The organism is Natrinema sp. DC36 (assembly GCF_020405225.1).
In the GTDB taxonomy this organism is placed as follows: Archaea; Halobacteriota; Halobacteria; order Halobacteriales; family Natrialbaceae; genus Natrinema.
Genome location: NZ_CP084472.1, coordinates 807,973 through 824,821, shown reverse-complemented (window position 1 = coordinate 824,821; position 16,849 = coordinate 807,973). Strand labels below are relative to the sequence as shown.

At 64.4% G+C, this 16,849-nt stretch carries 13 protein-coding genes; 8 read left to right on the top strand and 5 right to left on the bottom strand.

Annotated features, from left to right (window positions below):
- Positions 1-69 precede the first annotated feature (69 nt).
- The 6 genes from acnA to LDH74_RS04500 all read left to right on the top strand — a co-directional run bounded on the left by acnA (position 70) and on the right by LDH74_RS04500 (position 9,028).
- The gene (gene acnA, locus LDH74_RS04525) at positions 70-2,796 is read left to right on the top strand and encodes an aconitate hydratase AcnA (RefSeq protein WP_226041342.1); all 2,727 of its coding nucleotides are present in this window, start codon (positions 70-72) and stop codon (positions 2,794-2,796) included.
- A gap of 715 nt (positions 2,797-3,511) precedes the next feature.
- On the top strand, positions 3,512-4,027 hold the full coding sequence (locus LDH74_RS04520; RefSeq protein ID WP_226041341.1) for a calcium-binding protein: 516 nt from the start codon (positions 3,512-3,514) through the stop codon (positions 4,025-4,027).
- Between the two features lie 304 nt (positions 4,028-4,331).
- On the top strand, positions 4,332-4,757 hold the full coding sequence (locus LDH74_RS04515; RefSeq protein WP_226041340.1) for a calcium-binding protein: 426 nt from the start codon (positions 4,332-4,334) through the stop codon (positions 4,755-4,757).
- Between the two features lie 114 nt (positions 4,758-4,871).
- Positions 4,872-7,097 carry a thioredoxin domain-containing protein gene (locus LDH74_RS04510; RefSeq protein ID WP_226041339.1) on the top strand — a complete coding sequence of 742 codons (2,226 nt, stop codon included), beginning with the start codon at positions 4,872-4,874 and terminating at the stop codon, positions 7,095-7,097.
- A 198-nt stretch (positions 7,098-7,295) separates the two neighbouring features.
- Entirely contained in the window at positions 7,296-7,466 is a 171-nt protein-coding gene (locus LDH74_RS04505) for a hypothetical protein (protein WP_226041338.1), read from the top strand.
- The gene (locus tag LDH74_RS04500; protein ID WP_226041337.1) at positions 7,463-9,028 is read left to right on the top strand and encodes a carboxyl transferase domain-containing protein; all 1,566 of its coding nucleotides are present in this window, start codon (positions 7,463-7,465) and stop codon (positions 9,026-9,028) included. The genes LDH74_RS04505 and LDH74_RS04500 overlap by 4 nt, the downstream gene beginning before the upstream one ends.
- 54 nt (positions 9,029-9,082) lie before the next feature.
- Here LDH74_RS04500 and LDH74_RS04495 read toward each other — a convergent pair whose 3' ends face one another.
- On the bottom strand, positions 9,083-9,463 hold the full coding sequence (locus LDH74_RS04495) for a thioredoxin family protein (RefSeq protein ID WP_226041336.1): 381 nt from the start codon (positions 9,461-9,463) through the stop codon (positions 9,083-9,085).
- Between the two features lie 512 nt (positions 9,464-9,975).
- Between LDH74_RS04495 and LDH74_RS04490 the strand changes: the two genes are divergently transcribed.
- Both LDH74_RS04490 and LDH74_RS04485 read left to right on the top strand, forming a co-directional pair.
- Positions 9,976-10,959: a PLP-dependent cysteine synthase family protein gene (locus LDH74_RS04490; RefSeq protein WP_226041335.1), complete on the top strand. Its 984-nt coding sequence runs from the start codon at positions 9,976-9,978 to the stop codon at positions 10,957-10,959.
- Between the two features lie 100 nt (positions 10,960-11,059).
- A complete protein-coding gene (locus tag LDH74_RS04485; protein ID WP_226041334.1) occupies positions 11,060-11,830 on the top strand; it encodes a hypothetical protein in 771 nt (256 codons plus the stop codon).
- 188 nt (positions 11,831-12,018) lie between these two features.
- Here LDH74_RS04485 and LDH74_RS04480 read toward each other — a convergent pair whose 3' ends face one another.
- From LDH74_RS04480 to LDH74_RS04465, 4 genes are all read right to left on the bottom strand, one after another.
- The gene (locus LDH74_RS04480; RefSeq protein WP_226041333.1) at positions 12,019-12,708 is read right to left on the bottom strand and encodes a phosphatase PAP2 family protein; all 690 of its coding nucleotides are present in this window, start codon (positions 12,706-12,708) and stop codon (positions 12,019-12,021) included.
- 348 nt (positions 12,709-13,056) lie between these two features.
- Positions 13,057-13,683 carry a DUF5804 family protein gene (locus LDH74_RS04475; protein WP_226041332.1) on the bottom strand — a complete coding sequence of 209 codons (627 nt, stop codon included), beginning with the start codon at positions 13,681-13,683 and terminating at the stop codon, positions 13,057-13,059.
- Positions 13,684-14,078: 395 nt separating this feature from the next.
- Positions 14,079-15,257 carry a tRNA sulfurtransferase gene (locus tag LDH74_RS04470; protein ID WP_226041331.1) on the bottom strand — a complete coding sequence of 393 codons (1,179 nt, stop codon included), beginning with the start codon at positions 15,255-15,257 and terminating at the stop codon, positions 14,079-14,081.
- A gap of 92 nt (positions 15,258-15,349) precedes the next feature.
- Complete coding sequence (locus LDH74_RS04465) at positions 15,350-16,603, bottom strand: MFS transporter (RefSeq protein WP_226041330.1); 1,254 nt, start codon at positions 16,601-16,603, stop codon at positions 15,350-15,352.
- Between the last annotated feature and the right edge of the window lie 246 nt (positions 16,604-16,849).

Sequence of the window (16,849 nt, the reverse complement as noted above, 5' to 3'; positions counted from 1 at the left end):
ACGGGGCGTATATAAGCTCTACTCCGGGATCTCGGCAGTTTCAAATGTGGTCGTCCCCAAGTGGGGATAATGTCAACCGATGAGTTCTCGGGTGCAATCCGGGAGTTCGAACACGACGGTGAAACGTACAAGATGGCCGACCTCACGGTCCTCGAGGAACAGGGCCTCTGTGACCTCGAGAAACTACCCGTGAGCATTCGGGTGCTGCTCGAGTCCGTCCTCCGAAATGCCGACGGCGAGATGATTTCGGCCGAGGACGTCGAAAACGCGGCCTCGTGGGAGCCGGACGTCCCCGACGTCGAGGTCCCCTTCCAGCCCTCGCGCGTCGTTCTCCAGGACCTGACCGGCGTTCCCGCAGTCGTGGATCTGGCCGCACTGCGCTCGGCCGCGGATCGCGCGGGCAAGGAGCCCTCGATCGTCGAACCCGAAGTTCCGTGCGACCTCGTGATCGACCACAGCGTTCAGGTCGACTACTTCGGCAGCGAGGACGCCTACGAACAGAACGTCGAACTCGAGTACGAGCGAAACGAGGAGCGCTATCGCGCGATCAAGTGGGCCCAGCAGGCGTTCGAGGACTTCAACGTCGTCCCGCCGGGAACCGGGATCGTCCATCAGGTCAACCTCGAGCACCTGGGCAAGGTCGTCCACGCACGCGAGGAAGACGGTGAACAGTGGCTGCTGCCCGACACGCTGGTCGGCACCGACAGCCACACCCCCATGATCGGCGGCATCGGCGTCGTCGGCTGGGGCGTCGGCGGCATCGAGGCCGAGGCAGCCCTTCTGGGGCAGCCAATCACCATGACGCTGCCCGAAGTCGTCGGCGTCAAACTCACCGGCGAACTGCCGGAGGGCGCGACCGCGACCGACCTCGTGCTCCACATCACCGAGATGCTCCGCCAGGTCGGCGTCGTCGACAAGTTCGTCGAGTTCTACGGTCCCGGCGTCTCCCAGCTCTCGGTTGCCGACCGCGCGACGATCGCCAACATGGCCCCCGAGCAGGGATCGACCATCAGCATGTTCCCGGTCGACGACGCGACGCTCGACTACCTCGAGCTGACCGGCCGCGACGACGACCACATCGAACTCGTCAAGGAGTATCTCGAGGCGCAAGGTCTCTTCGGCGAGCACGATCCGGAGTTCACCGAGGAAGTCGAGTTCGACCTCAGCTCCGTCGAGCCCAGCCTCGCCGGTCACAAGAAGCCCCACGCACGCATTCCGATGGGCGATCTGGACGAGCACTTCCCGACGCTGCTCGCAGAGGAGGGCGTTATTGACAGTGGTGCAGCGGAGGGGGACGGCGGACTCGTTGCCACGGACCAGCCCGGTCTCGGCGAGAAGATCCCCGTCACGCTCGAGGACGGCACCGAGGTCGAGATCGGCCACGGTTCGGTCCTCGTCAGCGCGATAACGTCCTGTACGAACACATCGAACCCGTCGGTGATGGTCGCCGCGGGCCTACTCGCGCGCAACGCGCTCGAGCAGGGGCTCGACGTGCCCGACTACGTCAAGACTAGCCTCGCACCCGGGAGCCGGGTCGTCACGGAGTACCTGAAGCAGGCCGACCTGCTCGACGACCTCGAGGGCCTGGGCTACAACGTCGTCGGCTACGGCTGTACGACCTGTATCGGGAACGCCGGCCCGCTGGCGGAGCCGATCGAGGCGGCCATCGACGAGCACGACCTCTGGACGACCAGCGTCCTTTCGGGCAACCGCAACTTCGAAGCCCGCATCCATCCGAAGATCCGCGCGAACTACCTCGCCAGTCCGCCGCTGGTCGTCGCCTACGGCCTCGCGGGCAAGATGGATATCGACCTCGAGAACGAACCGATCGGCACGAACGACGACGGCGAAGAAATCTTCCTCGAGGACGTCTGGCCGGACCCACAGGAAGTTAAAGAGACGATCCACGAGAACGTCTCCGCCGAGTTGTTCAGAGACAAGTACGCGAGCGTCTTCGAGGGCGACGAGCGCTGGGAGGCCCTCGACGCGCCCACGGGCGAAGTCTACGACTGGGACGACGAGTCGACGTACATCCGCGAGCCGCCGTTTTTCCAGGACTTCCCGCTCGAGGAACCCGGCGTCTCCGACATCGCGGACGCGCGCTGTCTGCTCACGCTGGGCGACACGGTGACGACCGACCACATCAGCCCCGCGGGGCCGTTCGGCGAGGACCTGCCCGCCGGTCAGTGGCTGCGCGAACGCGGCGTCGAACCCTACGAGTTCAACACCTACGGCTCCCGCCGCGGGAACCACGAGGTCATGATGCGCGGGACCTTCGCGAACGTCCGCATCGAGAACCAGCTGCTGGACGGAAAGGAGGGCGGTTACACGATTCACCATCCAACTGGTGAGGAGACCACCGTTTTCGATGCGAGCGAGCGCTACCGCGAGGACGACACCCCGCTGATCGTCATGGCCGGCGAGGAGCTGGGGACCGGCTCGAGCCGCGACTGGGCCGCGAAAGGAACGGACCTGCTCGGCATCCGCGCGACCATCGGTCAGAGCTACGAGCGGATCTACCGCGACAACCTCCTCGGCATGGGCGTCCTGCCACTGCAGTTCGAGGATGGTGAGGGCTGGGAAGAACTCGGCCTCGACGGCTCCGAGTACTTCGACATTCGGGGCTTGGACGACGGCCTCGAGCCCAACGCCGAACTCACCGTCGTCGCGGAAGACGATGCGGGCGAAACGACCGAGTTCGACGTGACCGCACAGGTCGGCACGCCCGCGGCGGTCGAGTACGTCGAGAACGGCGGCGTGCTCCACCTCGTGCTCCGCCGCCTGCTCACGGAATAGGAGGGAGTAGCGGACTCGAATCGAGCGCGACGATGTCGCACTCGTCGCGGGCGTTCGCTGGAACAGGGGCCGATCGGATCCTGTTTCAGTTTCAGGGACGAAATCGCGTATTTGCAATACGTATCCGAAACGGGCTAGAGTTCGAGACGGACCTCCTTTCGACCGGTAGATCGATACGGACGCGCTGCAGGCGATGGAGAAACGGACACCGGACACCGGACACCGATTGAATCCGGTCGTCGATAGAGCAGCAGGCCGACAACGGGCACCGGAGTTCTCGAACAGTACACCGGACAGTCGCGACACATGATCGGTTTTCAGTATTCACTTCCCGGTGAACAGTCCGAGGAAATCAGATGTTTCACCGCTCAAATCGCCTCGAGGGCGACGCTTTCGGTGAACGATGGCTCCCGACTGCACAACAGAATCCGGCCCTGCCGATGTCTCGTCGCGCGTGTCGGTGATCGCTTACCTTCTCGAGTTGTGACAAAATTAACGAATCGAAACGCGGATCGTGACACCCATCGCGACCGATAAACAATCGTTGTTGATAGTTCGAACCGCGTTGGCACAGATGCCCGATAAGCGACTGTATTGGGCCCTAAAGGGACGTTTTCTCGATCACAATTCGTTCTGGACGGTGAAACGATAGCCGTCACTTATGCGAAAATTCGATCAAGGGATGTCTGCCCCGAAGCGGGGACAAGTGAGAGACATGACAGACGAAACAGATAGCGGACTATTCGATGACTCGCGGCGATCGTTCATGAAAAAAGGCGCGCTCACTGCGGGCGCAGTAGCGCTCGGGACTGCTGGTGCGGGGACTGCAGCCGCTCAAGGCGGTGGCCAAGTTACGGTGTTCGTAGACGACTACGAGCCCGGTGCCGACTTTACCGTCGCCTCGGCGCTGAACGACGGTACGAAAGACGAGTTGTTCCAGGAGGCCGGTCTGGGGGAGGAGTTCGACACCCCGGACGACTGGGACGTCTACATCATCAGCTACGACATGGGCGGATCCGCCCCGTCGCTGGGATTCCTGATGACGGAGGACGTCGATCTCAGCGCCGGCGACAGCGAGACGATGGGAACGGACGGTGAGTTCCGCAACGCCGAGTTAGGCCTGGTCGAAGCCACTCCCGGCGAAACCGGCGGCGGCGGCGGTGGCGCCGAAAGCGAGGCACCGGCAGGCGGCAACGAAACCGCCGGCAACGAAACTCCCGGCGGTAACTAACCGCCCCGGCTTCACCGCGTTCGCGGACCCGCGGTGAGGAATACCGCGAAAGGGAACGTCGTGTGACACCTCCGAACGATTACGACGGCGGCGATATCGGTCGGACATACCGATATCGTTCCCGGGAAAACGGCCTATTTCCCCGCCTTTCTGCGAAACCGAGGAGACATCAGTGAACGACCGTGAATAGCGAGTCTCCCCACGTTACTCGCGGATTGATCGCCTCGAGTCGTGGAAACGATCGCGATCGCTTATCCGATTCGTTCCGCCATCGTCACTGGCCCGACGAGGGTACGTGACTCATATGACTGGAAAAACCGACGATTCGACGCGATCGATCGCGAAGCGGGGAACCATCGCTGCCACTGCACTGGCGCTCGGTACCGGCGTGACCGCTGGAACTGCGACCGCGCAGGACGACGAAGAGATCGTGCTGTTCGGCGACGACTATCTGGCCGGTGTGAACTTCGATGTCGTCTCCGAACTCGAGGGGCAGACGGTGTCCAACGTCTTGCAATCTGCTACCGACGGGGCCAGCCAGACGACGTTCGAGACGCCGGACGACTGGGACGGCTACATCATCCAATACGATTCCGGCGAAGACGCCGCGATACTCGGACTCCTCTTCACCGAGGACGCCGATCTGAGCGCCGGCGACAGCGGATCGATGAGCGAGGAAGCGTCGTTCCGAAACTCGGCACTGAGCCTCGTCGAGACCGATCTCGACTAACTCGCTCGCTTCGGTTCTTTTCCGAGGCGCGATCGGCGTTTCGACGGGTCCACGCGAGAGCGGTCGCCTCCGGATCACCCGTTGCTTTTAGCCGCGTCGGCCGTAGGATTGTCCATGAGCGATCCGACCCAGCACAACCGGCTCGAGGCGGAGGAAAGCCCCTATCTGCGCCAGCACGCGGACAACCCCGTCAACTGGCAGCCGTGGGACGAGCAGGCCCTCGAGGCCGCTAAAGAACGCGACGTGCCGATCTTCCTCTCGATCGGCTACTCGGCGTGTCACTGGTGTCACGTCATGGAAGCGGAGAGTTTCGAGGACGAGTCGGTCGCCGAGGTACTCAACGAGAACTTCGTCCCGATCAAGGTCGACCGCGAGGAGCGTCCGGACGTCGACAGCATCTACATGACCGTCTGCCAACTCGTGACCGGACGGGGCGGCTGGCCGCTTTCGGCGTGGCTCACCCCCGAGGGGAAGCCCTTCTTCGTCGGAACGTACTTTCCCCGAGACGGACAGCAGGGCCAGCCCGGCTTTCTCGACCTCTGCGAGCGCATTGCCGACTCCTGGGAGAGCGAGGATCGCGAGGAGATGGAACACCGCGCACAGCAGTGGACCGACGCGGCGACGGATCGACTCGAGGAAACCCCGGATTCGGCGGGAGACGGAACCGAGACCGGTAGCAGCCCGGAGCCACCCTCGAGCGACGTCCTCGAGACGGCCGCGGACGCGACGCTGCGTAGCGCAGACCGCCAGCACGGCGGCTTCGGCTCCGGCCAGAAGTTCCCCCAGCCCTCGCGGCTTCGCGTGCTCGCTCGAGCGTACGACCGAACCGGTCGCGAGGAGTATCTCGAGGTGCTCGAGGAGGCCCTCGACGCGATGTCTGTGGGCGGACTCTACGATCACGTCGGCGGCGGCTTCCACCGCTACTGCGTCGATCGGGACTGGACGGTCCCTCACTTCGAGAAGATGCTGTACGACAACGCCGAGATTCCGCGGGCCTTCCTCGCGGGCTACCAGCTCACCGGCGAGGACCGCTACGCCGAGATCGTCGCTGATACCCTCGCGTTCGTCGACCGGGAGCTGACCCACGACGAGGGCGGCTTCTTCAGCACGCTGGACGCCCAGAGCGAGGACCCCGAAACCGGTGAGCGCGAGGAGGGTGCATTCTACGTCTGGACGCCCGTGGAAGTGAGAGACGTACTCGAGAACGAGACCGATGCAGCCCTCTTCTGTGCGCGCTACGACATCACGGAGTCTGGCAACTTCGAGGGGACGAACCAGCCCAACCGCGTGGCCCGGGTTTCAGAACTGGCCTCGCAGTTCGATCTCGAGGAAAGCGAGGCTCTCAAGCGGCTCGACTCAGCCCGACAGCGGCTGTTCGAGGCTCGCGAGGAGCGCCCCCGTCCCAACCGGGACGAGAAGGTACTCGCGGGCTGGAACGGGCTGATGATCTCGACCTACGCCGAAGCGGCGCTGACGCTCGGCGAGGACGACTACGCCGAGACCGCCGTCGACGCCCTCGCGTTCGTCCGCGATCGGCTCTGGGATGGGGACGAGAAGCGACTCTCTCGGCGTTACAAAGACGTCTCCGAGCCACGCTCGGAGGCTCGTGAGACTTCGTCTCACGGTGGTGACGTCAAGGTCGACGGTTACCTCGAGGACTACGCCTTCCTCGCGCGCGGAGCGTTCGACTGCTATCAGGCCACCGGCGAGGTCGATCACCTCGCGTTCGCGCTCGAACTGGCCCGCGTTATCGAGGCCGAGTTCTGGGACGCCGAGCGCGGGACGCTCTACTTCACCCCCGAGAGCGGCGAGTCGCTCGTCACGCGCCCCCAGGAACTGGGCGACCAGTCGACGCCCTCCGCGACCGGCGTGGCGCTCGAGACGCTGCTCGCGCTCGACGAGTTTGCCGGTGAGGACTTCGAGGGGATAGCAGCCACAGTCCTCGAGACTCATGCGAACACTATCGAGGCGAACGCGCTGGAGCACGCGACGCTCTGTCTCGCCGCCGATCGGCTCGAGTCGGGTGCGCTCGAGGTGACGATCGCTGCGGCGGAACTCCCCGAAGCGTGGCGTGACGGGTTCGCGTCGCGGTACTACCCCGATCGACTCTTCGCGCTGCGACCGCCGACCGCGGACGGACTCGAGGCGTGGCTCGAGACGCTGGGACTCGAGGAGGCGCCCCCGATCTGGGCGGGCCGCGAGGCACGCGACGACGAACCGACGCTGTACGTCTGCCGCGATCGGACGTGCTCGCCGCCGACGCACGTCGTCGAGGAGGCGCTCGAGTGGCTCGGCGATTCGGGTGAGAACGCGGAAGGCGAGTCGGACGCGCCGTTCTGAACCTGCCGCAGAACTGCCCCAGTCCGCGGAGCCGCCGGCGTTCGTCTCGAGACGGAACGTTCGAGTGCCACGTGATGCGGCGGTCTCACGCGTTCTCTACGCGACACGTCAATTGTTAGCGCTCGTCCCTCCGTCCGAGAACAATGTTACCGCATCTCTGGGATTCTTGTACGTAGTTAGCCAAGTTCCAGAGAGACAATGGCAACCACGTTCGACGATCGGCCGATCGAGGAGAGCGCGACGGACGATCACTTCCCGATTCGACTCCCCGGCTTCGTACGAGCCGACGAGATGCTCGGTAGAGACGGATTACAGACGGGAACGAACGAGATGCGGACGTTCGAACTCCGGGAGGCGTGTCTCGAATGAGCGACGATCCGTTCGAGGAAGTCGCCGACGCGAAGCGGTCGCTCTCCGACGAGGCGCGCGAGGAGGCCGCCGCGCGCCAGCGCGACCTCGGTAAGCTAACCGCCAGAGAGCGCGTCGATTACCTGCTCGACGAGGGGACGTTCGAGGAGATCGGCCGCCTCGCGTCGCCGATGCCGACGACGCCCGAGACGACCGACTGGGTGCGCGAGGACGCCCCCTCTGACGGCGTCGTCACGGGTTACGGAGAGATCGACGGCCGCTCGGTCGCGCTAATCGCCACCGACTTCACCGTCAAAGGTGGTTCGATCGGCCACGCCGGCGGCCGGAAGATGGCGCGGGTCACCGAACGCGCTCTCGACCGCGGGCTCCCGCTGATCATGCTCCACGACGGCGGCGGCCACCGCATTCAGGAGGGACTCGACGCCGCGCCCTTCGCTCGCGGCGACAACGGCTTCTCGAAGCGCCAGACAGCCCTCTCCGGGTGGGTTCCGGTCGTCTCGGCCATGATGGGACCGGCCTTCGCCGCGCCGACCAACTTCGCGGCGCTGTCGGACTTCGTGCCGATCGTCGAGGGGACGGGGACAATGGGCGTCGCCGGTCCGTCGCTCGTCGAGGCCGCGCTCGGGGTCGACGGCACCAAGGAGGAACTCGGCAGCGCGCGGTTCCAGACGACCGAGACCGGGATGGCCGACCTCGCCTGCGAGGACGACGAGGCCTGCCTCGACGCGATCCGGACGTTCCTCTCGTACCTGCCGCGAAACGCTCGCCGGGAGCCGCCGACGGCCGACTCGCGACCGCCGGCCGTCGACGGCGAGCGGTTGCGAGAGATCATCCCCTCGAGCCCGCGCAAGGGGTACGACATCGACGCGATCGTCGAGGGGATCGTCGACCGGGACTCGGTGTTCGAACTGAAGCCGACCTACGCGCGGAACATCGTTACCGCCTTCGCTCGCCTCGGGGGGGAGCCGATCGGCGTCATCGCCAACAACCCCCGGATCAAGGCCGGAACCATCGATACCGGCGCATCGGAGAAGGCGGCCCACTTCGCGGCGATCTGCGACGCCTACGGGCTCCCGGTCCTCACGCTGGCCGACGTACCCGGAATCCTGCCCGGCCCGGACTCGGAGCGCGAGGGGATCGCTCGCCACTCCGCGAAGCTCCCGTTCGAACTCGCGCGTGCGACGGTCCCGATCGCTAACGTCGTCCTCAGACGCGGCTACGGCTTCGGCTACGTGGCGATGGGCGGCGGCCGCTCGATCGACTCGGAGTTGACGGTGCTGTGGCCCACGGCCGAAGTCGCCGCCATGGGCATCGAGGGGGCCGTCGACATCGCGTACCGCCGAGAGATCGAGTCCGCGGACGACCCCGAGGCCCGACGTTCGGAACTGATCGAGAAGTTTAAGGACAGAACCGACGCCGTCCGAGCGGCCTCCCGCGTCGGAACCGACGGCGTCGTCCAGCCCGAAGACACCCGCGACCGGGTCCTGCGCGCGTTCGCTCGAGCGGACGAACCGCACGAGGACGACTGGCCGCCGAAGAAACGGCCGATCAACCCGATCTGACCGCCTCGGGTTGCCTGCTGGCCGTCTTCGTCGGTCAGTCCGATCGAACTGGAACTACGCCGACTCGGTCGCGGTTTCGATCTCGTCGGCCAGCCAGACCGCCGGCGGCACGTCCTCTTCCTCGACGAACCGCGTAATTTCCTCGCCATCGTCGTTCTCGACCACGATCGTCGGAATGTACTCGATACCGTACTCCTCGACGCCGGGACCCTGCTTGTCCTCGTCCAGACTGAACTCCTCGATCCGCTCGTCGGGGACCGCGGCGGCCTCGAGCGCCGCGCCGAAATCGGGCAGCAGGGCGCGACAGTCCTTGCACCAGTCGCCGGCCCAGATCTTGTACACTACCTCGTCGTTGTGCGCTGCGAGCGTATCGACCGCGTCCTCGTAGGACGCCGCGTCCCACGTGGGGTTCGGCCGCATGGTCTCGAGACTCATACCCACGGTTTACGTCTCGGACGGCTTAACCGCGGTGTTTCTGGCAGGTCTCCGCTCGAACGTCCGTCCGGCGTTGCTCGGACTCGGCCGACCGACCACCGCTGGGTGGGACTGAAAGGGGCTGACGGGCTGAGCGGACGCGAAGCGTCCGCGAGGTCGTCGGCGCTCAGCGCCGACTGCTCGAGGGACCAGCGGTCCCTCGCCGCTCGGGAGAGCGGTGCTCTCCCGTTGGTCGAGGAAGACGGGCGACGAAAGCACCGTCTGAGCGGAGTGAAGACAGCGCGCAGCGAGCCCCTCGACTCGACTCCGTCAGGGGCTTTCTGGACCGTTGCAGCTCTGAAACGCGCGTCGTGAGCGGAAACGCGACCGACGACTAGCCGGCACGTCCTGCCTGAGTCCAGTACGGGTCTATACTGTTTGCTGTAAGTCAGGGAACGGATTCGCCGACGCTGGCGAATCCGTGTAACTCGTTACAGCAAACAGTATACGTCTCGATTCCATAGAGCGTGCCAATGAAAGGGAGTATCCTGGACACCATCGGTTCGCCGCTCGTCCAGGTCGAATCGCCGGAGGGCGTGACGGTCGCCGCGAAGATCGAATCGTTCAACCCCGGCGGATCGGCCAAGGACCGGCCGGCCCGCGAGATGATCCGAGCGGCCGAACGCGACGGCCTGATCGAACCCGGCGACTCGCTCGTCGAACCGACCAGCGGCAACACCGGCATCGGCCTCGCGCTCGTCGCCGCCGCTCGCGGCTACGACCTGACGATCGTCATGCCGTCGGACAAGTCCGAGGAGCGCCGGCAGATCATGGCCGCCTACGGGGCCGACCTCGAGCTCGTCGACGGCGAAATGGCCGACGCCCGCGCTCGTGCGGACGAACTCGAGGCGGCTGGCGCGATCCAACTCGGCCAGTTCGAGAACCCGTCCAACCCCGACGCACACTACAAGACGACCGGCGAGGAGATCATCGAGCAGGTCGGCGACCGCGAGATCGACGCCTTCGTGGCCGGCGTCGGCACCGGCGGCACGATTTCGGGAACCGGCCGCCGACTCCGCGAGGCGTTCCCCGAGATGGAGATCGTCGCCGTCGAGCCGGCCAGAAACGCCGTCCTTTCGACGGGCGAGGCCGGCAAAGACGAGTTCCAGGGCATGGGGCCCGGGTTCATCAGCGACAATCTCGACCTCGACCTGCTCGACCGCGTCGAGACCGTCAAACTCGAGGACGCCGAGGAGGAGTGTCGCCGCCTCGCACGCGAGGAAGGTGTCCTCGTGGGCCAGTCCAGCGGCGCGACGAGTCTCGTCTCCCAGCGCGTCGCTCGAGAGATCGCCGACCCCAGCGTCGACTGTCCCGAGGTCCCGACCGCCTTCGACGATAGCGGCGAACCGGCCTCGCCCGAGACCGACGGCGGTCAGGCGGCAGAAGACTGCCCGCTGGTCGTCACCGTCTTCTGGGACAGCGGCGAGCGCTATCTCTCGACCGGTCTCTTCGACTGAGCGGAGAGCGGGCGAGGCGCTCGAGGAATCGCAGCTGACGAAAAGAGTTATTTCACCTAGCCGAACCGCCTTTACCTCCCCGTTCGTACGATCGGTTACGATGACATGTCCCTCCAGACGGACGTTGCTGTGTAGCACTGCGACGCTGATCGGTCTCTCGGCGGGCTGTATCGCCGACGGCTCTGAAAGCCCGTCCGACGACGATGACGACCGGAACGACGCCGACGAGGGCTCGCCGTCTCCTGACGGTGCCGAGAGCGACCCCGAGTCGGTCGGCGAGGATGGAGAAATCGAGGATCTCCCGGACGGAGTGGCCGAGTACCGGACGCTGGCCTATCAGTACGGTTCGGAGCCGACGGAGTCCGACGTGGGGCTCCTTCGGGACGCCGACGACGCCGCGAACTGGCTCGAGGAGCGATTCCCGTCCGACACCGAGCCGCTCGACGAGTTCGTCGACGAGACAGATTTCGAGACGTCGATTCTCGTCTCGCTCGAGTCTAACGCGCCCACTCCGTGTTACGAGATGAGCCTCGAGTCCATCGACATCGTCGAGAGCGACGGTGAGGATGACACCGGTACCGACGGCGACGACGAAAGCGACGAGGGAGGTGACGACGACGGTACCGACGAACTCGTCCTCGAGGCGGCGGTCCGTGACACGTCGGCCGAGGACGAGGTCTGTGTCCAGTCGATCGCGACCGTCGGCCGTCTGGTTCGGGTGACGTTCGAGACGGAACCGCTGACGACCCTCTCGGCGACCATCGTCGGTCACGACGGCAGTACCACCGGCGTCTCGATGGCCAGCGACAGCGCGTCCGCGTCCGAGAGCACGAGTACCGATTCGGAATCGGACAGCGGTAGCGACAGGTAACCCGGAAACAGTAGTCGGTGATACAGTTTCTTCATTCAGAATTAGGTGCGAAACTGAAATGCCTGATTTAGTACCTACAGATGCCTACTTACCGGCTAGTTTTCTGTGATCAAGGAAGAAAGACACTCCCTCCCAGCAGGGGTTTCTAGACGCACTTGTTTACTTCTGGAAGGCGGCACTGAAAGCGGTCAGTCGTCGGTGACAGTGACTGGTTCCGGCTGCGGCCCACCGCGCTCGAGGTGGGCACGGATTGTCGGCGTGGCGAGGTAGCAGCCGTACGCTAAGGCGAGGCCGACGACAAGGTCCGTGAGCCAGTGGATGCCGAGATATATCGTGGCGGCGAGGATGGTACCGGTGATCGCCCAACTGAGCCGTTTGTAGCCACTGGGTGCGTAGAGGGCTGCAGTTCCGGCGAGGCCAGCGTGCAGGCTCGGGAATGCCTTTTGGAGGGTGTCGACATTCTTCATGAATGTCTGAATCGGGCCGGTGGATTCATAGAGTACTGGCTCGACGCCTTGCAGGTAGTATCCAGTGACGCCGACGGGCACGAAGTAGAAGAATGGCATGGACACAATGAGAACAGTCGTGTACGTGGTGACGTAATCAAGTGCCCGGTTGCGGCCGTGGCGATATTTTAAACTAACGTACGTAGCGAGGAGCAGCGTGGGGTACACAAGAAGATAGACGATGACAAATACCGTGGTTAGGATAAGGTTTGGGTCGGGCTGGAGTACTGCGACGGCATTTCCCTCAAGAGCGTACATAAGATCTGTGCGGAGCGGGTACGGTGACTGTTCGGATGCCATGCCGACGATACTCGAAATGACGAGTACCCCCGCAATGTAACAGGCGTCGCGGAGGTCAAGTGGAGAGTGCATCAATATGAGTGTTGAAAATCATTTTTTAAATACCTATTGATTATAAAACAGTAGTATATACCATATGAATCACTTCCGTATTATGCGGGCGATGTCTAGTTTAGCACTACCTCGCACCGGCTACGATAACCCAAGCAGAACGACTGTTGCTAGGACTAAGGCTAGTATTGAGGCCGACATATCAATCTATTTTATTTCTACATACACTCTGATTATTTATGCAGTTAAAGTTGGCCAACGACCGGTGAGTAGTTCATCTGTACTGAATGGGATTTCCATAGCTAATTCTGGCTTAAGAAACTGTGCGACTAGCTACTAGTGACGGCTCGTAGCGCCTCAGGAACCGACTCACGGTGAGTATTCGGCTTCGGTCAGGCGGACGACGAGGGTGTCCTCGACGTCCCTGAGATCGTACTCGGGGAGTTCACCGCCGGTCCGGCGAACGTACAGCGGTTCGACGAGTCGGCAGGTCGGCTCAGCGGCTCCTGCCCGACCGGCCCCGCTCGAGGCGGAATCGTCCGCCCCCTCGCTCTCATCTTTGCCCGCGGCGTCGGCCGGAGCGGTCGAATTGGGGTCAGTTCCGAGACTCGAGTCAATCGGATCGGTCGCGTCGTCGTTGGCCGGCTCGGTCCCCGGGTCGATCCGTTCGAGGCCGTAAATCTTGCAGAACTCGGCCGTTTCCGCCGGCTCGATCTCGCCGTTTCGGAGCCGTTCGGCCAGCGGCCGCGAGAGCCACTCCGCGTCGCTAATGCTGGGCTCCTGAATGAGCGCCTCGTCGACGAACCGCGTGAGATACCAGTTGAGATCGTTTAGCAGGGAGACGGCAGCGCCGACGCTGACCGTCCGGACGGCGAGCGAGTTCTCGAACGGCCGCTCGAGGTCGTACGTCGCGAGGGCCTCGCGGGACGTCTCTCGGGAGAGCAGTTCGTACTGGAGATTGCTCCCGGCCTCGCCGACGAGACAGACGCGGGTCACTATATTGTGGTGGGTGCGACGGTGTAATGTCGGTTTCGGCTTCTAGACGAGTGTGCTAGGAAATTCTACAACCTCAGACACACGGCTTTCCGTGAGACCACAACTGTGATGAAAGCCCCTGAGCGGCTCGAGTCGGGCGGCTCGCTTCGGTCCTCGATCGCTCGCACGCTCGCTCCCTGTGGTCCTTGCATCGCCGTCCTTCCTCGAGCAACGGGAGAGCCGTGCTCTCCCGAGCGGCGAGGGACCAGCGGTCCCTCGAGCAGTCGGCGCTGAGCGCCGACGACCTCGCGGACGCTTTGCGTCCGCTCAACACGTCAGCCCCTTTCAGTCCCACCCATCGGTGGTTGGCCAAGTTGTCTACGAGCAGAGAGAAAACAGATCTCGCACGAGCCGATTCAGGGCTCGACCAGTGTCGCGTTCTTCGCCGCTTCCTCGGCCCGCTCGAGCAGGTCGTCCGGTTCCGCCGCGAGCAGCGGCTCGAGACGGGCGTTGGTTTCGACCTGATCGGGAGTGACCCGGTTGCAGCCGGCGTCCATGGTCGAATCCGTGTAGGTGCCGATTTCGCGGGCCTGGGCGACGATATACTGTTTGTCGCGGGTCAGGAGGGGGCGGTGGATCGGCAGTCTGGTAGCGCGGCTGGTGACGCCGAGGTTTCGAACGGTCTGGCTGGACTTCTGACCGGCGGCCTCGCCGGTGACGATGCCGTCCGCGTTGACGCGCTCGGCCAGCGTTTCGGCGGCGCGATAGAAAAAGCGCCGCAGGGAGAGCATTCGGCCCTGCTCCATCTCGCTGACGAGAAGGTCGACGGTCTCGCCACCCGGAATCTCGTAGACCTGCATGTCGAAATTGGGGGCGTACTCGGAGAGGATCCGAACCGTCTCGAGCGCCCGCGCCTCGTGGTCGATTCCGCCGTAGTCGCCGAGGTCGACGTAGGCCGGCACGACCGGGCTCCCGCGTTTCATCATCTCGTAGGCCGCGACCGGCGAGTCGATCCCGCCGCTGACCAGCGAGATGACCGGCTCCTGTGACCCGAGCGGGAGGCCGCCGGGGCCGTCGACGTGCTCGAGGTAAATGAACGCCACGTCCTCGCGCACTTCGACGCCGAACGTGAGATCCGGATCGTCGAGGTCGACTTCGGGCTCGAACTCGTCCGCGACGGTCTCCCAGATAGCGGTACCGGCCTCGCGGGCCAGCTCCTCGCTGTCGTAGGGGAGCGTCTTGTCCGATCGGCGCGCGTCGACCGCGAACGACCCGCCGTCGTAGTGCTCGCGAGCGGTCTCCTCCAGCGCCTCGAGGATCCGCGCCTTCTCGACGCTGACGGTCAGGGCGGGACTCGCGGAGACGACCCCGAAAGTGTCCGCCGCGGCCGCGGTCGCTTCTTCGATGGCGTCTTCGCTCGTGTGAATCAGCGGCCGGTTCCACCGGCGCTCGACCTCGCCGGGAATCGATCGGTCGGCGAGGAGGGCCTCGAGGTTCTCCGCGAGGAGCCCCTCCATGTACCGCTTGACCCTGTTGCTCTTGGTGTTGACGTCCCCGTGACGGACGAGGACGGTATCGGCTCCCGGCGGGTGCATGGACTGTGATAGTCGGCTGCATCTATAAGGGGGTTACGAGGGGCGAATCGGTCTCGAGCGGACGGGCGACTGCGACGGGATTCCAGCTCCGATCAGACGATGGATTCCTCGACCGTCGGGCTCAGGCTACCCGTATAGGAGTAGATCCCGGCCACGAGAACGGCCCCGGCCAGCAGCGGAACGATCGCGCTGAGCGCGTACAGCACGTCGTAGCCGACCGCGTTGGCAAAGGGCAGGGAAATCAGCGGGCCGAGGCCCCCGCCGACGTCGCCGAAGATATTGTTGGTTCCCATCGCTCGCCCCATCCGCTCCTCGGGCGTGAGATCCGCGAGCAGGGCGGTCAACGGGCCGCCGACGCCGCCCTGGCCCGCCCCGATCAACCCGCACGCGAGAATGACGGCCCCGAACGAGGGCGCGACCGTGAGGACGACGAACCCGGCGCAACTGGTCGCGAGGAAGGCGAGCAGGACGGGCATACGAGCGCCGACGGCGTCGCTGATCTTCCCGCCCGAAATGGTGAAGACCGCCCCCGAGAGGGCGGAAACCGCCATCAGCAGTCCGGACGTTCCCTGTTCACCGTAGTCGATGCCGTAGCCCGCGAACTCGAGCGAGAGCGTGAGCGACTCGACCTCGAGGTACAGGACGAGCGTCGAGAAGAGGACGCCGATGTACGCGAAGTAGAGCCCGAAGTTGACCAGCCCGACGGTGAGCGCGGGCAGCGTCGTCTCGAAGTCCCAGGGGTTGATCGACGAATCGACCGACTCGACGTGAGTCTCGGGGACGATGAAGTAGGCGATAATGCTCGCGAGGCCGGCGAAGGAGGCCGCGAGGACGAACGCGGCGACGTTGCTGTAGACTTCGCTGACGATTCCACCGAGCACCATCCCGGCGGGGAAGCCGAAGGTGATCCCGGCCCGAACGATGCCCATGCTCGTTCCCCGCGAACTGGCCTCGCTGACGTCGGCGGTGATGGTGTACGCCGTCGCGAACACGAGCGAACTGCCGATCCCCCACGTGACTCGCGCGACGACGAACCAGAGTTCCGGCATCGCGGACTCGATCGCGATCACGTAACCGAACGTCGCGAGTCCCTCGATCGCCAGTCCGGCGACGAACGGTTTCCGAGTCCCGATCCGATCAACAAGGACGCCCGCCGGCCCGTTCGCGACCAGCCGGGTCCAGCGGTTCGCGGAAAGGATGACGCCGACCATGAACGCCGAAATCCCCAGCACCTCGCCGAGGTTCGGCAGGATCGGGAAGACGACGCCGCCGCCGAAGCCGACGAAGAAGGTGCTCGCGACAACGGCGTAGACGACGCGGTTCGAACTGGTAGACACCCGTGACACTGGTGATCGCTCTCGAGTAGTGTTTCGAAACGGAAGCTGTTACCGCAGAGAATGCGATCGTGCGTAATGGATCTATTGGACCCACGCCTCTCTCGTCCCACACGGGGACGGTTCGGGCTTCACCCGATTTCGGGGACGGTACGCTCTCGAATAGGCGGTATCACCGCACCGTCTCACGGTCCTAACCCAGTTAGTGATCTATCAGCGAAGTTGGTATACACTCGCTCCGGTATGATATAACACGTA